Here is a 14,302-nt window from a genome sequence, read left to right on the forward strand (position 1 = left end):
GCCCGGCACCCTGGACGGACGAAAAAATGAAAACCGGATCGGAAAAAAGGATCGCCCATGTCGAGCGAAGGTCTCCACGAACCCTATGACAAGCTCTCCCCGCAAGCGCTGGACTTCCACCGCGCCATCGTCTCCCTGATGGAGGAGCTGGAAGCCGTGGACTGGTACAATCAGCGCGCCGAGAACACGACCGATCCCGAACTGAAGAAAATCCTCGAGCACAATCGCGACGAGGAGATCGAACACGCCGTCATGGTGATGGAGTGGCTGCGCCGCAACAACGACGTCTTCGGTCACGAGATGGAGGAGCGTCTCTTCAAGGACGCCACCATCGGCGAGGACTGATTACGTCCGGCGGAGCTGGCCGCCATCCACGACGAAGATTTCGCCGGTGACGAAGCTCGCGCGCGGACTTGCGAGAAAGAGCGCGGCATCGGCGATTTCCTCCACCTGGCCGAAACGGCGCAGCGCCACCTCGCGCTTGATCCAGCGGCCCCAGGCTTCCGACCGTTCATCCACTCTCTTCTGCCAGTCGCCGCCGGGAAAAATGATATTGCCGGGCGCGATAGCGTTGACGCGCACCCCCTCCTTGCCGACGAGTTTGGCAAGCGAGGCGGTGACATGGTTCACGCCCGCCTTGGTCGCCCCATAGGTGAGCGACGTGCCGAGCGCCTCCACGCCCGCGATGGAGGAAATCAGGATGATGTTGGCGTCTTCGCGGTCCGCCGCGGGGCGCGCCATGATGCGCTTCAGCGCCTCCCGGGCGAGATAGACCGCGCCGAACAGGTTCTGCTGCACATCCGCCTGCCAGTCCGCGTCGCTGACGTCGAAGCCGAGCGGCGCACGGCCGAGCCCCACATTGGCGATGGCGCAGTGAACCGGACCCAGCCGTTCTTCCGCCGCGTCGAGCGCGGCGGCGATATCGGCGGATGCCGTCATGTCGCCTGCGACGGTGCAGAGCTGCGTTTCCGCCACGCCCTTGTCGATCAGCGCCTTGCGCGCCGCGTCGAGCGATCCCTCGCCGCGTCCCGTCAGCGCAACCTTGGCGCCTTCGCGCAGGAAGGCTTCCGCCATGCCGAAGCCGATCCCGCGGCTCGCGCCGGCGATGAAGACGTGTTTTCCGCCAAGTTCCAGATCCATCTGAGCCTCCCTCTGTTGGCCGTCACTTTAGCGCGCGGCTGTGGCCGATCAAGCCGCCGCCCTTGACGTCGCGTTCCGGCGGGCTCTCGCCGTGCGATGCGTAGATCGCTTGTGACGCCTTCCGGCCCTGCCTAGACTTTCATCAAAAGAACAATGAGGAACTCTGGGAGGAGGACCATGCAATACGAACAGATAAAATCCGAAAAGCGTGACGGCGTGCTGTTGCTCACGCTCAACCGGCCGGACCGGCTGAACGCCTGGACGCCGCGCATGTCGGAGGAACTGGCCGACGCGATTGCGAAGGCGAATGACGACGAGGATATCGGCGCCATTATCGTCACGGGCGAGGGCCGCGGCTTCTGCGCGGGCGCGGACATCGAAAGCACCTTCAAGACGCGCCTCGACGGTCAGGACCCCGGCAACGACACCAAAGGCGGCTCCGGCGGCCTGCCCGCCGGGCTCGACTGGATCGAGCTGTGCCGCACCTCCAAGCCGCTCATCGCCGCGGTAAACGGCCCCGCCGTCGGCATCGGCGTCACGCAGATCCTGCCTTTCGACATCATCGTCGCCTCGGAAGAAGCGAAATTCGGTCTCGTCTTCGTGAAAATGGGCATCGTGCCGGAGCTTGCCTCCTCGCATTTCCTCGTCAGCCGCATGGGCTGGGGCAATGCGAGCGAGATGATGCTGACGGGCCGCCTCTATCCGGCGGCGGAGGCAAAGGAAAAGGGCCTTTGCGAATATGTCGTTCCGCATGCGGAGCTTATGCCGAAGGCGATGGAGATTGCCGGCCTCATCTGCGAAAACCCCTCGCTCCAGCTTCGCATGACGAAGGAATTGCTGACGGAAAACGCCTGCACCACGGATATGAAGCGCGCCCAGCAGCTCGAAACGGACGCGCTGCGAAAATGCTGGACGACGCCGGAGCATCATGAGGCGGTGGACGCCTTCCTCAACAAGCGCAAACCCGACTTCAAGGCCGCGCGCGCGAGAGCTGGCAAGGCTGCCGAATAAACCCTGTCTCATCCGTCTGGCAGGGGAGGCCGGTCATGAAAAAGTTCGAGGTCGAGCGGATACCCTTCTATCTGCACTGGGAGGAGAAATCCGCCTTCAAGGAAACCTATGCGGGCGCGCATGACCGCATCGTGGTCGAAGGGCAATATCTGAAGCCGAAGGATGCGCCGTCGAAAACGGTGCTCGTCTTCATGCACCCGACAGGCACGATGAACCTCTTGCCCATGCCGAATGCGCTGGCGGCGGCAGGCATTCACGTCCTCACCTGCGGCAGCCGCTACCCGCATAACGACAGCGCCCTCATCATGGAAAAGGTGCTGCTCGATCTCGGCGCCTATATCCGCTACGCAAAGGAAAAGCTCGGCTTCGAAAAGGTGATCCTGGCGGGCTGGTCCGGCGGCGGCTCGCTGTCGGCCTTCTATCAGTCGCAGGCGGAAAAGCCGTCGATCGCGGCCACGCCCGCGGGCGACCCGGTGGATGTGGCGGGCGCGAACCTCATTCCCGCCGACGCGGTGATGTTTCTCGCCGCGCATGTCAGCCGCGCCCTCACGCTGACGGAATGGCTCGACCCCTCGATCCGCAACGAACTCGATCCCGAAGACCGGGACCGCGAGCTCGATCTCTACGATCCGGAAAACCCGAACCAACCGCCTTACACGCAGGAATTTCTCGCCCGCTTCCGCGCCGCCCAGATCGCGCGGTCCGAAAAGATCGACAACTGGGTGAAGGAGAAGCTCGAACATCTGCGGAAAACGGGCCGCGAGAACGAGGAATATGGCTTCACCGTGCACGGCACCATGGCCGATCCGCGCTGGCTCGACCTCTCCATCGACCCGAACGACCGCAAGGGCCCCAACTGGTGCTTCATGGGCGACCCGAAGATCGTCAACATGTCGCCCGCCGGGCTTGCGCGCTATTCCTCGCTCCGCGCCTGGCTCTCGCAATGGTCCTATACCGAAAGCCGCGCCAACGGGCCGAAATGCGCCGGCGATATTTCAAAGCCGGTTCTGGTCGTCGAAAACGGCGCGGACGATGGCTGTACGCCGTCCCATGCCGCGCGCCTGTTCAAAGGTGTAAAGCACGATGACAAGGAGTTTCATCGCATCGAGGGCGCAACCCATTATTATATCGGCCAGCCGGACAAGGCTGCCGAGGCTGTCGGCGTGATAGGAGCCTGGCTCCGGCAAAAGGGGCTGCTGGAGCGGTAACGATATGAATGTAGCAGTAAATGCAGGCGCGCCCGCGGGCGAGCGCAAGAGCTGGCGCGACCGCGACGGCGAGATTTCCTTCGTCGAATGGGCGGATGAAAGCAATGCGGATCGCCCCACATTGCATTTCGCCCATGCCAACGGCTTCAACGCGCTCACCTATCGCCGGCTTCTGTCGCCGCTGGCAAAGGAGTTCCGTATCCGCGCCTGGGATGCGCGCGGCCACGGGCTGACGACGCTGCCCGCCGACCCGGCGGCGCATCGCAACTGGTATGTCTATCGCGACGACCTCATCCGCTTCATCGAGGGCTGGGCGGAGGAAACGGGCGCTCCCGTCATGCTCGGCGGTCATTCCATGGGCGGCGCGATGAGCCTCATGGCGGCGGCGAAACGGCCCGACCTCGTGCGCGGCCTGCTGCTGATCGACCCCGTGCTGATCCCCAACCATCAGCGCCGCATCGTCAATCTGGTGCAGAAGCTCGGCATCGGCGGCAGCAACGGCTTCGATCTCGCGCGCGGCGCGGAAAAGCGCCGCGCGGAATTTCCCGATGCGGAGACCATGCTGCGCGCCTATACCGGCCGGGGCGCCTTCCGAAGCTGGCCGCAGGAGATGATCGCGGATTACATCGAGGGCGGCACCGTGGCGCGCGCCGACGGCACGCTGGAACTCGCCTGCAAGCCCGCCTGGGAAGCGGCCAATTTCCGCGCGCAGGGCCATGACAGTATTGCGCCCATCGCGCAGCTCAAGGCGCCGCTCACCCTTGTCTATGCCGGGGCCGGCAGCACCTGCCGCGCACCGGCGCCCGCGCTGCTTGCCGCGCATGATCCGCAAGCCACCATCCTGCGCATCGGGCGGGCCTCGCATTTCATTCCGATGGAATTTCCCGAGACGATCCGCCGCGAAGCGCTCGACCTTCAGGCGCGCATTGCGGCGGCGTGATGCCTCTCCTATCATTGCGCCAACGCCGATCTCAGCCGCGTAAGGAATGCTCCATGGCAGGCGCAACCCGAATTGGACGGGCAGGTCTCGTATCGCTTCTGGCGATATGCGCCGTCACGCCCGCCCTCTCGGCGGAGCCCGAAAGCACCGCGCGTTATGAGATGGAGCGGGTCGATGGCGGTTTCCTGCGCCTCGACCGGCAGACCGGCGAAGTTTCCCATTGCCGCGAAATTCAGGGCGCCTGGGCCTGCCAGCTCGTGCCGGATGAGCGCGAGGCTTATCAAAAGCGGCTTGGCGAGCTTGAAAAGAAGAATGCCGATCTCCACAAGCGTCTGGAGAAAACGGACGAGGCGGAATTGCCGAGCGACGAAGAGATGGACAAGGCCTTTTCCTTCTTCGACGGCTTCATGGACCGCTTTGCCGAACTGGCGCGAAAATTCCGCGACCGAATGGAAGAAGTGGACGAGCCCTCCGCCCCCGATCCGCAATCGGACAATATCTGAGGCGGCGGCATCGTGAGCAGCCATCAGGTAAAGCCGCTGGTCTTCACCGAGCGCGATCCGGACCGCCCCGCCAAGGAGGCGGCGCTGCGTCTCATGGACGGGCACGAACTGATGCGTCTTTACGAGGTCACGCGCAGCGCGGCCTCGCAGGCGCGAAAGCAGGGCGACATGGAAAATCTCTACCCGCTGGCGCGCGGCATGAAAACCATCCAGCGCCTGGCGGATGAACGCGGCCTCGTCATTCAGGCCCGCCCGTCGCGCCGCTCCGACGCCTGAGACCAATTCCGGAAATGGAAATGTGCCGTCATTGCGAGCGCCCGTCAGGGCGCGCGGCAATCCGGAGCCCGGAGCTGTCCCCGCGCCAAGACGATGCCGGCAGGTTGGTTCCGGTTACCGGATAAGGCTTCAGACCCCGAGCCCCTCGATCACCAGCCCTTCAAGCTGCGTCCGCATCTCGTCCGGAATGGCAATGGCCTTGCGCGTCTCGAGGTCGAGCGCAATGGCGACGGCTTCCGCGGTCGCCACGGCCTTGCCCGTTTCGAGGTCGAACAGCCAGTGGCACCAGGTATAGGTCTTGTTGCCGACGTCCTTGAGCCCGCTTCTCAGCGTCAGCACATCGCCCGCATTCGGGTGTCCCCGATAGATGAAACGATATTCGAGCGCCGCCCCGCCCACCGTGGGCGTCTGGGAGCGGTCCTCGCCGCGCGTCTGCGCCAGCAGGTTCGGAATGGAGTCCGACACGATGCCCATATAGTGCCGCGTGACGAGACGCCCCTGCATGTCGCATTGCGCATCCTGCACCTCGCCCTGATAGGTATGCACCATGCCGAGCCCGTCCGCCTCCTGAAGCGTCGGCGCCTTGCGCGGTTCGTAGAGCGTCAGGCCGCGCGCCGCGCCATGTGGCGGCAACTCGATCATGAGCGCCTTCGCCTTTTCCTTCGCCTTGGCGGGCAGCGGCTTCGTCTCGCGCGTCAGTTCGTCCAGCAGTTCGACATCGGCGGTGAAGGTCGCCGCCACATCGCCGCTCGCCGTCGCGACCATCTCCTGATAGATGCGCAGCGAATAATCCCGCACCTCCAGCACGCCGCCGCGCAGCCAGAAGGGCGCGCCGGGCCGCTGCTCGCGCAGGAAGCGCACATGATGGTCCGTCGCGAAAAGCCGCGCGCCTTCGCTCGTCACGAAGCGCGGCCCCAGCCCCAGATGCACACCCAGCGCGGCGAGCCCCTGCGTCGCCTTCTCGACATAGAACTGCACGTTCATATGCCCCATCTGGTCGCATTCCCAGGTCTGCACGGCGTTGCGCGCCAGTTCGGTCATCCCGCTCATTTTCGTGTTTCCGTTACTTGTTGTTCAGGGAGGCCAGCCGCGCCTTCACGTCGTCGGGCAGCGTCACGGCCTTGCGTGTCGATTTGTCGAAGAGAAGCCCCGCGCCCGCGGCCTCGAAGGCGGGTTCGCCGGTTTCTCCGTTGAAGAGCCAGTGCCGGTAGCGCAGCGTGCGTTCGCTGTCGGCTTCGATCCGTGTGCGCACGACGATGGTCTGCCCGGCCATCAGCTCGCGCTTGTAGGAAAGCCGCGTTTCGACGGTCGCGGTGGCAAGCCCGCGCGCCGCCTGCTCATGCCGCCCGAGCCCCGCATGCGCCCACATATGACCTTGCGCGTCCGACACCCGCGCCATGAAGAAGCGCGTATTCATATGGCCGTTGCTATCGCATTCCCATGGCGCCACGGCGGAACGGTTCGTCTCTGCCATGCCGAGTTCGTCGGCCCGCGCAAGAGAGATGTCGCGTGTCAGCGTCTCGGCGGGGAGGGATCTCGGCGCGGCATGGTCCGGCAGCCCGGTCGTCAGCTCGGTCGCCTTTTCCCGCACATGCGCCGGCCATGGCGTCAGCTTGCGCTTGTCGAGGTCGAAATGGCCGACATCCAGCGTCAGCGTCGCCGCCAGCCGGTCGTCCAGTATCTCGCGCACCTCCTGATAGACGCGCATCGTCTTGTCGCGCATTTCCACGATGCCCGAGCGGATCAGCACGAGGTCGCTGGCGCGCAGCTCCCGGTGAAAGCGGATGTGATGTTCCAGCGCGACATAGGTCGTCCGCTCGCGCGCCTGATGCTCATAGCCGAGCCCCAGCGCCGCGCGCAGGTTGAAATGCGCATCCGACGCCTTGCCTACATAATGCTGGATGTTCATATGGCCCATCTCGTCGCATTCCTGCAAAGAGACATAACCGCGATATGTGTCGATAAGACCGTTCATTCGGATGGCTTGGATACTCTGGAAACGTCAGAACTTGTAGGTCGACCGGGAAACGCCCTCGGCGATGGGCTCGCCGCCGTCGCGTTCCTTCACCGCCTGCTGGAAGCCGACTTCCTCGGCACGCTGCTTGAACCAGACGCCTTCCGGCGAATGCCGTGTGATACCGTCGAACAGCGTGGCGAACATTTGCGTCGTCTGCAGGCCCATATTCTCATAGGCCTGGTTCACCATCATCTTCTGCATCATGAGCTGGTTGCGCGGCACGCCCGTCATGCGTTTGGCGAGTTCGTCCACGCGCGCATCGAGTTCCGTTTCCGGCACCGCTTCGAGGACGAGGCCCATCTCTTCCGCTTCGCTGCCGGTCACGAGATCGCCGGTCAGCAGCATGCGCTTGGCCTTTTCCGGGCCGAGGCGATAGACCCACATGGCCGTCGTCGGGCAGCCCCAGACGCGCGCCGGCGGATAGCCGATCTTCGCATCCTCCGCCATCACCACCATGTCGCAGCAAAGCGCAATGTCGGAGCCGCCCGCCACGGCAAAGCCGCGCACCTTGGCGATGGTCGGCTTATGGCTCCGCCACAGCGACATGAAGTCCTGCGTATTCGCATACATCATGTTGAAATCGACCATCGGGTCCCAGGGCCGTCCGTCGCCCTCCGGCGTGCCGGTGCCGCGATTGCCGCGCGGCGCCTCGGCGAAATCCTTCAGGTCGTAGCCCGCGCAAAAGGCGCGGCCCGCGCCCGTCAGCACGATGACATGCACATCGTCGTCGTCATTGGCCATCTGCACCGCCTGCGCCAGCTCGCGCGGCAGGCCCGACGCGATGGCGTTCAGCCGGTCGGGCCGGTTCAGCGTGATGGTGGCGATGCGATCCTGCGTTTCGTAGAGAATATGCTCGAAAGGCATGGCGTGCTCTCCTTGTGGGTGTCGGATATCCCATCGTCGTCATTCCGGGCCCGCCTTTGCACATCAGGGAGGCCGGAATCCATGCGGCGTCGCGTCCTGTCGCAGTCATCCTATGGATGCCGGATCGGGTCCGGCATGACGGCATTGGGAGGGCGATCCGACCGTGGACGCGGACCCTACCCGACAATACCCTTCAGGAAGTCGTCCATCCGGTCGTTCGCCGCTTTCGACAGCTCGCCCGGAAACGCGATGAAACCATGCGCCCCGCCCGGATAGACGGCAAGCTCCGCCTTGTTCCCCGCCGCGATCCAGCGCGTATACATGAAGAGCGAGTCGTCCAGCAGCGCGTCCCGCGTGCCGATGGTGAAGAGCGCGGGCGGCATGTCGTCGAGCCGGGCATGAAGCGGCGAGATGGCCGGATCGCCGAAATCCTGCGTCTCCGGCCATGTCGCATCGCGGAACTTCTCGATATCCACGGTCCGCAGAATGAGCCGCTCGTCGCCGAAGGCGCGCTGGCTCGGCGTCATGGTGAGGTCGAAGGCGCCGAAGACCAGATTGGCGCCCTTGAACCCGGTATAGCCGTGCCGGTCGCGCATCCTGAGCAGAGTGACGGCGGACAGATGGCCGCCCGCGCTTTCGCCGCCGATCGTCATGACGTCCGTGCCGAATTCCGACTTGGCGTTCTTGGCGAGCCACACGGCAGCGCTTTCGCAATCGTCGCCGCCCGCGGGCCAGGGGTTTTCCGGCGCGAGGCGGTATTCCACGCTCACGCAGACGAGCCCCGTCCGGTCGGCGATCCGTTCCAGCATCGGGTCCTGCTGGTCGGATGCGCCAAGCACCCAGCCCCCGCCATGAAGATGCAGATAGACGCCCTTGGGCGTTCCTTCCGGCGCAATCACGCGCAGCGGGATCTTGTTGCCCGCCTTGCCGTCGATCTCGATGATGCGCGCCCGCTCCGATTTCGGCGCGAGCGGGAAGGGGCCTTCGCCCCGGTCGCGCGCATCGCGCACTTCCTGCGCGCCGACCTCCCACCATTCCGGCCCGCCCGTCAGCGTGTCGATGATGACCTGGTTGATGGTCTTCGTCTCCTCGCTCTCGGCATCGGGACCGAAAAGCGACGGATCGAACGGATTGCTGCCTGACATCTTGTTTTCCCTGCGAGTGTTGTTCTTGCGTCTTAATAGACCGGATTTTTCGGGCCGCGTCTAATGCCCGGCGACGATGCGCGGCGGCGATGCCTCAGGGGGCGATGCGCCACTCGAAGCAATCCGCGCCCTCATCCATGCGCCGCGTGACATCGAGCGTCAGCCGCCGGTTATGCGCGGCCTTGGCGCCTTCCCACAGTCCGTTCCACGCATCGAAACAGGCCGGCGTCACGCCCTCCTTGCCGTCCATCATGCGCCAGCTCGCCGTCCGCAGGATCGCGGCCTCGCCATCCTGTTCGCGCGTCACCGGGTCGCCGCCCGCCGCCAGCATGGCCGCCAGATAGTCGGCAAAGCTCGCCGCATCCTTCCCCGCCACGCCCAGCGTTTCGGCGGTCGAGTCATAGGTCTGCATGCCGATCAGCAGCGCCGCTTCATGGCAGAGCGTTCGCATCTCCGCTTCGCCGAACAGCGACACGGCGGCGGGCAGCATGGTACGGATATATTGCACGGCATAATTGCGCTTGGCCTTCACCATGCGCTCTTCCGTCCAGTCCACATGCGGCAGTTTCGCCGGATCGGGGTCCGGCCCGTCCTCGTCGAAGCGGAAGCGCAGGCGTTCCTCGTCGCCGAGCGGGCGGTCCTCCTCGATGAAATAGCCTTCAAGGCACGGGTCGCAGCGTGTGGTGATCTTGGTGCAGACGAAACCGAGCCTGGGGTTGCCGAGCGTCACCCCGCATTGCGCATGAAAGCCGCGCATGAAGGCGATGCTGGTGTCGTTCGGCACCGCGCAGATGGCGGCCCCTTCCCACACCCAGCGCGGTGGCAGGTAGCGTACCCAGGCCTTCTTGTCGCTTTCGGGAATGAACTCGCACTTCACCCCGCCGACATGATTGGCGAGATAGATATATTGCGCACAGGCCACCGCATGCGGCAGGCCGCCAAGGCCCAGGCTCTCGATCCCCGCCTTGAACTTCTCGTTGTGCTGCGTGCGAAAGGTGCGGAAATTGAGTTCGGTGGACGCCTCCGCCCCCTTGAAGGCGGCGGCGCGGATCAGCATCCCCGTCATATAGCGTTGATGCATCTCCGCGCTGGCCCGCCATCCGGCAAGGTCCTGCTTGCTGGTCATTCTTTCCTCCCTGTTTTCCAGGAAGGATAGCGCGTCGGGCGATTCTGTTACACCGCCCGCCTTACACCGCCGCGCTATAGGGCGGGGCCGGGTCGTATTCCATGGCCTTCTGGGTGAGGCGGGCATGGTCGGGGCCGTAAAGCTGCCCCGTCAGCCAGAGCGCCATGTCGATCCCGGCGGAAACGCCCGCCGAGGTGACGAGATTGCCGTCCCGCACATAGCGGATCGCCTCCAGCACCTCGCCCGCATAGCCGCGTTTGCGGAGGTCGGGCACGAATGCCCAATGGGTGGTGACGCGCTTGCCGTCCGTCAGGCCCGCCGCCCCCAGCACCAGCGAGCCGGTGCACACGCTCGTCACCCATTCCGCGCCCTTCGCCTGGGCTTTGAGGAAATCCAGCATGGGCTGGTTGGTTTCTTCGCGCCTTGTGCCGTTGCCGCCGGGAATGAGCAGAATGTCGAGTTGCGGCGCATCGGCAAAGCTGTGCGTGGCGGCGATCTCCATGCCCTTGGCGCAGCGCACCGGCTTGCCGCTTTCCGAAATCAGCAGCACCTCGTGCCGCGCCTCGTCGCCCAGATGGCCGAACACTTCATTGGCCATGGTGAAAACCTCGAAGGGCCCCACGAAATCGAGTTCCTCCGCATCGTCGAAAAGAACGAGGCCGATCTGGCGGCGCTTGGTGTCACTGGACATGCATGTCTCCTGGGCTGGGGGAAAGGGAACCGGACAGGGGCCGTTCGGCCGTGCGGAAGCGTTCGCGATAGCGCTGCGGCGTCACGCCGAGATGGCGCAGAAAGGTCCGGCGCATCCGCTCGCCCGTGCCGAACCCGCTGTCGAGGGCGATGGCGTCGAACGCGGCATGGCCGCCGGCAAGCGCGCGGCAAGCGGCGTCCACCCTTGCGCGCTCCACGAATTGCGCGGGCGTGAACCCCGTTTCCTGCGTGAAGTGCCGTGCGAAACTCCGCTCGCTCATCGCGGCAAGCGCGGCAAGCGCGGGCACGGAAAGTTCCGCCTGCGGATGGTCGGCGATATGCCGGCACACTTTCGCGATGCGCGCATCCTCGGCGCTCTGCGCCGCCAGCTCGGCGGAAAATTGCGACTGCCCGCCCGGCCGCATCAGATACATCACATGGTGCCGCGCCAGCGTCAGCGCCGTGTCGCGCCCGAGATCCTGTTCGATCAGCGCCAGCGCCAGGTCCATGCCCGCCGTCACACCCGCCGACGACCAGATGTCGCCGTCGCGCACATAGATCGCATCCGCATCGACGGTTATGTCGGGAAACCGCGCGGCGAAAATCTCCGCATAGGCCCAATGGGTGGTGGCGCGTTTGCCCTTCAGAAGCCCCGCCGCCGCCAGCAATATCGCCCCGGTACAGATGGAGGCCGTCCGCCGCGCCTGGGCGGCGGCGCGGGCGATGAAATCCGTCAGCCGCTTGTCATGCATGGCGCCCCGGCTGCCGTCGCCGCCGGACACGAGCAGCGTGTCGAGCCCGTCGAGATCGGCGTCCGTCACCTGCCCGATGGAGCGGTCCGCCTGCAGCGCGAGCCCGCTCGTGGTCGCGACCGCGCCGGGCTCCGCCGATACGAGTTCGACCTCATAGGCGGGCCGCCCGTCCGCTCCCCGCGCCGAGGCGAAAAGCTGAACGGGCCCGGCAATGTCGATCACATTGGCCCCCTCATAGCCGATCGTCATGACGCGGCGGGGGGAGGGGGGGGCGGAATTGGCTGGTTTCCTGTTCATGGACGGAAGCCTAGCCCGGCGCGTCTCTGGCAGAAATGACAAAAGACAGGCAAATTCCGCCAAACGGCGGTCGCGGCCTATTGCGGCGTGAAGGTGAAAGTGATTTCCACATACTCGCCGTCGATATAGCTCGGCAGGGGATCGAACGGACCGGCGCGGACGATCGCGGCATATCCCGCCTGGTCGAAGGCCTCGTCGCCCGAGGACTGCACGATCTTCACATCGACGACGGAGCCGTTCTGGGCGACCGTGATCGAAAATTCGGCCGGATGCCTCGGCAGGCCGACATTCATTCTGCCGAGGACCGAGCTGATCTTTTCGCGCATCTTGTTGAGATAGAGGTTGCCGCCGCCCCGGGGGCCGCTTGCGCTCGCGCCGCGGCTCGTTCGCGTGGCGCCATAGCCTTGCGTCACATGCCGCGCCCAGGCCGGCAGCGGGCCGATGGGCTCGTCGCGCTTTTCCGCGGCGCCCTTGTCTTCATTTTCCGCCTGTTTCTCCGGCTTGTCCCGCTCGGCCTGTTCCGTCTGCTTTTCGGCTTCCTCCGGCTTTTCTTCGGCGTCGGGCGCGCCGGTTTCGGGTGCGCCCAGCGGCTCGTCCTGCGCATCGCCGCCCGACCGCATATATTTTGTGTCGATCTTCGGCTGATCGGGCCGGGGTTTTTCCGGTTCGGTCTGCGCCTGGGGTTGCGGCTGGGGTTGCGGCTTGGGGGCCGGCGGCTGCTGCACCAGTTCCACGGGAATGGCGTCCGGCTCGCGCGGGGGAATCTCGGGATCGGCGCGGAAATAAAGCGCCATCAAAAGCGCAAGATTGATCGCAAGGCCCACCGCCAGGCCGAGCACAAAAGGCATATCGGCACGGCGCGGCCGTCGCGGCCCGCCCTGTCGTCCCGGCACGATGCGGCCGAGTTCTGCCTTGCCTGCGCTCACCACACTCAAAATACGAAGATCTCCGGCGACGCCATCAACGGAAAGGCATCATGTGGCGGCCCGCTCTCCCAAACAAGGCGGCGAAAATGGGATTTTTGTCGCTGGGCAGGGGGTGTGAGCAAGGATGAGGTCAACTGCAGCCGCCAGACTAGCCTTTCTTACGGGGATGTGGGCGGCTCATCGGTAGGCGCGACCGGTGCTGATGCATTGGCCTTGGATTTGGGAGCGTATTTCGCAGCGGTCGCGCGAAGGCGCTCGGCTACATTGTATATATCGTCTAGTGACCCAATCGGAATGCGCTCTTCCGATCCTGAATCGAAAAGGCTGATGTATTTAACCGAACGGTTCAGGTGGAGCCGACACAGTGGTTTTCGATTGTTGTCGTCGATGAGAATACCGCAATAGCTTTTCTGATCGCGAATTGTTACTCGCTTTGAGTCGATTGTATCGCGGACAATCGCGCGGACCATGAGGAAGCCTTCACGCTCTTCCTCTGTGGTGACGATTTCTTCCTCGTGCTGCTCGTCATCCATGATGTCGTCGGCATGTCCCTCTGAACTTGCGAGAGCTGAAGACAGCCGATTCTGCACGGAATCCCGAATGACTTCTCGAAATGCTGCGCGGACGAGGTTGGTATATTTCTCGACGATTTGAGAGGTAAAGCGCCCTTCATGGATATTTGCCGCGATAAGTTTGACAAAATCCTCTGACGGGTTGTCGATCAGGGCGGCGATCTCGGACTTAAAGAGAGAAGTGTATTTTAGGCGTTCTGCACTGGCGAGGATGCCATCGACGTCGAACTCGGCTTTCTCGAATTTTTTCAGTTCGGAAAGGGCGAGGTTAGAAAACTCCGCGAGATCAATCGTAAGAAACGGTCTGCCATCCAGCTTATTCGGCTCTTCCAAATCGCTGTAAAACTGGAATTCACGCCCATTGGTTAGAATGGCGAATTTCGCACTGGTAACGGTAAAATAGCGAAAGAGTTGCGCAAGATGTGATTTCTGCAATTGAGTGGTAATAGGTTTGCATTCGACCAGTATGCGTATTTGGTCGTCTACCTTTATGGCGTAGTCGACTTTCTCGCCCTTTTTGCCGACAGCGTCGGCTGTTAATTCCGGTATGACTTCGGCGGGGTTGAAAACGTCATACCCCAAGGCCTGGAAGAAAGGGAGTACGACGGCGGTCTTGACGGCTTCCTCTGTTCCCATCGAATCCGAGTGCTCGCGGACTCGATCGGAAAGTGTTCGAATCTGCTGTTCGATTGTCATGATGATCTCCCCCCGGATTGTGAAGGCTTTGAGCCTTTGGACTACGCTAGGGTAAGTACAGCCTAAATGACAAGCACAACAAATAGGCAAGCCAGACTTTAGGTCGGCACAGAAACCAGTGTCACGACTTACGCGTGGA

16 protein-coding genes are annotated in these 14,302 nt (G+C 63.8%); 6 read left to right on the plus strand and 10 right to left on the minus strand.

Features of this window, described 5'->3' with window-relative positions; all coding sequences use genetic code 11:
• The first annotated feature begins 57 nt into the window (after positions 1-57).
• Positions 58-345 (plus strand): encapsulin-associated ferritin-like protein, encoded by a 288-nt coding sequence (locus FHS78_RS15980; protein ID WP_167095375.1) that lies wholly within the window; start codon positions 58-60, stop codon positions 343-345.
• Here FHS78_RS15980 and FHS78_RS15985 read toward each other — a convergent pair whose 3' ends face one another.
• Positions 346-1,140, minus strand: a complete 795-nt coding sequence (locus FHS78_RS15985) for an SDR family NAD(P)-dependent oxidoreductase (RefSeq protein ID WP_167095376.1) — start codon at positions 1,138-1,140, stop codon at positions 346-348.
• Between the two features lie 177 nt (positions 1,141-1,317).
• Here FHS78_RS15985 and FHS78_RS15990 point away from each other — a divergent pair, with 177 nt between their 5' ends.
• Genes FHS78_RS15990 through FHS78_RS16010 form a run of 5 tightly spaced genes read left to right on the plus strand, consistent with a single transcriptional unit; the run spans position 1,318 to position 5,078 of the window.
• On the plus strand, positions 1,318-2,151 hold the full coding sequence (locus tag FHS78_RS15990) for an enoyl-CoA hydratase/isomerase family protein (protein WP_167095377.1): 834 nt from the start codon (positions 1,318-1,320) through the stop codon (positions 2,149-2,151).
• A gap of 35 nt (positions 2,152-2,186) precedes the next feature.
• On the plus strand, positions 2,187-3,359 hold the full coding sequence (locus tag FHS78_RS15995) for an alpha/beta hydrolase (protein WP_167095378.1): 1,173 nt from the start codon (positions 2,187-2,189) through the stop codon (positions 3,357-3,359).
• Positions 3,360-3,363: 4 nt separating this feature from the next.
• On the plus strand, positions 3,364-4,299 hold the full coding sequence (locus tag FHS78_RS16000) for an alpha/beta hydrolase (protein ID WP_167095379.1): 936 nt from the start codon (positions 3,364-3,366) through the stop codon (positions 4,297-4,299).
• Between the two features lie 53 nt (positions 4,300-4,352).
• The gene (locus tag FHS78_RS16005) at positions 4,353-4,802 is read left to right on the plus strand and encodes a hypothetical protein (protein ID WP_167095380.1); all 450 of its coding nucleotides are present in this window, start codon (positions 4,353-4,355) and stop codon (positions 4,800-4,802) included.
• A gap of 12 nt (positions 4,803-4,814) precedes the next feature.
• On the plus strand, positions 4,815-5,078 hold the full coding sequence (locus FHS78_RS16010; protein ID WP_167095381.1) for a hypothetical protein: 264 nt from the start codon (positions 4,815-4,817) through the stop codon (positions 5,076-5,078).
• A gap of 129 nt (positions 5,079-5,207) precedes the next feature.
• Here FHS78_RS16010 and FHS78_RS16015 read toward each other — a convergent pair whose 3' ends face one another.
• The 9 genes from FHS78_RS16015 to FHS78_RS16055 form a co-directional block, all read right to left on the minus strand.
• On the minus strand, positions 5,208-6,128 hold the full coding sequence (locus FHS78_RS16015) for a thioesterase family protein (protein ID WP_167095382.1): 921 nt from the start codon (positions 6,126-6,128) through the stop codon (positions 5,208-5,210).
• Between the two features lie 13 nt (positions 6,129-6,141).
• Positions 6,142-7,053, minus strand: coding sequence for an acyl-CoA thioesterase (locus FHS78_RS16020; protein ID WP_167095383.1), 912 nt, complete (start codon positions 7,051-7,053; stop codon positions 6,142-6,144).
• A gap of 27 nt (positions 7,054-7,080) precedes the next feature.
• The gene (locus FHS78_RS16025) at positions 7,081-7,959 is read right to left on the minus strand and encodes a crotonase/enoyl-CoA hydratase family protein (RefSeq protein WP_167095384.1); all 879 of its coding nucleotides are present in this window, start codon (positions 7,957-7,959) and stop codon (positions 7,081-7,083) included.
• 176 nt (positions 7,960-8,135) lie between these two features.
• The gene (locus tag FHS78_RS16030) at positions 8,136-9,104 is read right to left on the minus strand and encodes an alpha/beta hydrolase (RefSeq protein ID WP_167095385.1); all 969 of its coding nucleotides are present in this window, start codon (positions 9,102-9,104) and stop codon (positions 8,136-8,138) included.
• A 94-nt stretch (positions 9,105-9,198) separates the two neighbouring features.
• On the minus strand, positions 9,199-10,230 hold the full coding sequence (locus FHS78_RS16035; protein ID WP_167095386.1) for a hypothetical protein: 1,032 nt from the start codon (positions 10,228-10,230) through the stop codon (positions 9,199-9,201).
• Between the two features lie 61 nt (positions 10,231-10,291).
• Positions 10,292-10,921 (minus strand): DJ-1/PfpI family protein, encoded by a 630-nt coding sequence (locus FHS78_RS16040; RefSeq protein ID WP_167095387.1) that lies wholly within the window; start codon positions 10,919-10,921, stop codon positions 10,292-10,294.
• On the minus strand, positions 10,911-11,969 hold the full coding sequence (locus tag FHS78_RS16045) for a GlxA family transcriptional regulator (protein ID WP_167095388.1): 1,059 nt from the start codon (positions 11,967-11,969) through the stop codon (positions 10,911-10,913). The genes FHS78_RS16040 and FHS78_RS16045 overlap by 11 nt, the downstream gene beginning before the upstream one ends.
• Before the next feature lie 77 nt (positions 11,970-12,046).
• Entirely contained in the window at positions 12,047-12,898 is an 852-nt protein-coding gene (locus FHS78_RS16050; RefSeq protein ID WP_343041996.1) for an energy transducer TonB, read from the minus strand.
• Positions 12,899-13,053: 155 nt separating this feature from the next.
• Positions 13,054-14,163, minus strand: a complete 1,110-nt coding sequence (locus FHS78_RS16055) for a type I restriction endonuclease (protein ID WP_246220548.1) — start codon at positions 14,161-14,163, stop codon at positions 13,054-13,056.
• Between the last annotated feature and the right edge of the window lie 139 nt (positions 14,164-14,302).

The sequence above is a fragment of the Parvibaculum indicum genome (assembly GCF_011762095.1).
In the GTDB taxonomy this organism is placed as follows: domain Bacteria; phylum Pseudomonadota; class Alphaproteobacteria; order Parvibaculales; family Parvibaculaceae; genus Parvibaculum; species Parvibaculum indicum.

Bases quoted from the DNA above. Each gene is read 5' to 3' on its own strand.
- FHS78_RS15980 (WP_167095375.1), top strand. From the start codon at position 58: ATGTCGAGCGAAGGTCTCCACGAACCCTATGACAAGCTCTCCCCGCAA.
- FHS78_RS15985 (WP_167095376.1), bottom strand. From the start codon at position 1,140: ATGGATCTGGAACTTGGCGGAAAACACGTCTTCATCGCCGGCGCGAGC.
- FHS78_RS15990 (WP_167095377.1), top strand. From the start codon at position 1,318: ATGCAATACGAACAGATAAAATCCGAAAAGCGTGACGGCGTGCTGTTG.
- FHS78_RS15995 (WP_167095378.1), top strand. From the start codon at position 2,187: ATGAAAAAGTTCGAGGTCGAGCGGATACCCTTCTATCTGCACTGGGAG.
- FHS78_RS16000 (WP_167095379.1), top strand. From the start codon at position 3,364: ATGAATGTAGCAGTAAATGCAGGCGCGCCCGCGGGCGAGCGCAAGAGC.
- FHS78_RS16005 (WP_167095380.1), top strand. From the start codon at position 4,353: ATGGCAGGCGCAACCCGAATTGGACGGGCAGGTCTCGTATCGCTTCTG.
- FHS78_RS16015 (WP_167095382.1), bottom strand. From the start codon at position 6,128: ATGAGCGGGATGACCGAACTGGCGCGCAACGCCGTGCAGACCTGGGAA.
- FHS78_RS16020 (WP_167095383.1), bottom strand. From the start codon at position 7,053: ATGAACGGTCTTATCGACACATATCGCGGTTATGTCTCTTTGCAGGAA.
- FHS78_RS16025 (WP_167095384.1), bottom strand. From the start codon at position 7,959: ATGCCTTTCGAGCATATTCTCTACGAAACGCAGGATCGCATCGCCACC.
- FHS78_RS16030 (WP_167095385.1), bottom strand. From the start codon at position 9,104: ATGTCAGGCAGCAATCCGTTCGATCCGTCGCTTTTCGGTCCCGATGCC.
- FHS78_RS16035 (WP_167095386.1), bottom strand. From the start codon at position 10,230: ATGACCAGCAAGCAGGACCTTGCCGGATGGCGGGCCAGCGCGGAGATG.
- FHS78_RS16040 (WP_167095387.1), bottom strand. From the start codon at position 10,921: ATGTCCAGTGACACCAAGCGCCGCCAGATCGGCCTCGTTCTTTTCGAC.
- FHS78_RS16045 (WP_167095388.1), bottom strand. From the start codon at position 11,969: ATGAACAGGAAACCAGCCAATTCCGCCCCCCCCTCCCCCCGCCGCGTC.
- FHS78_RS16055 (WP_246220548.1), bottom strand. From the start codon at position 14,163: ATGACAATCGAACAGCAGATTCGAACACTTTCCGATCGAGTCCGCGAG.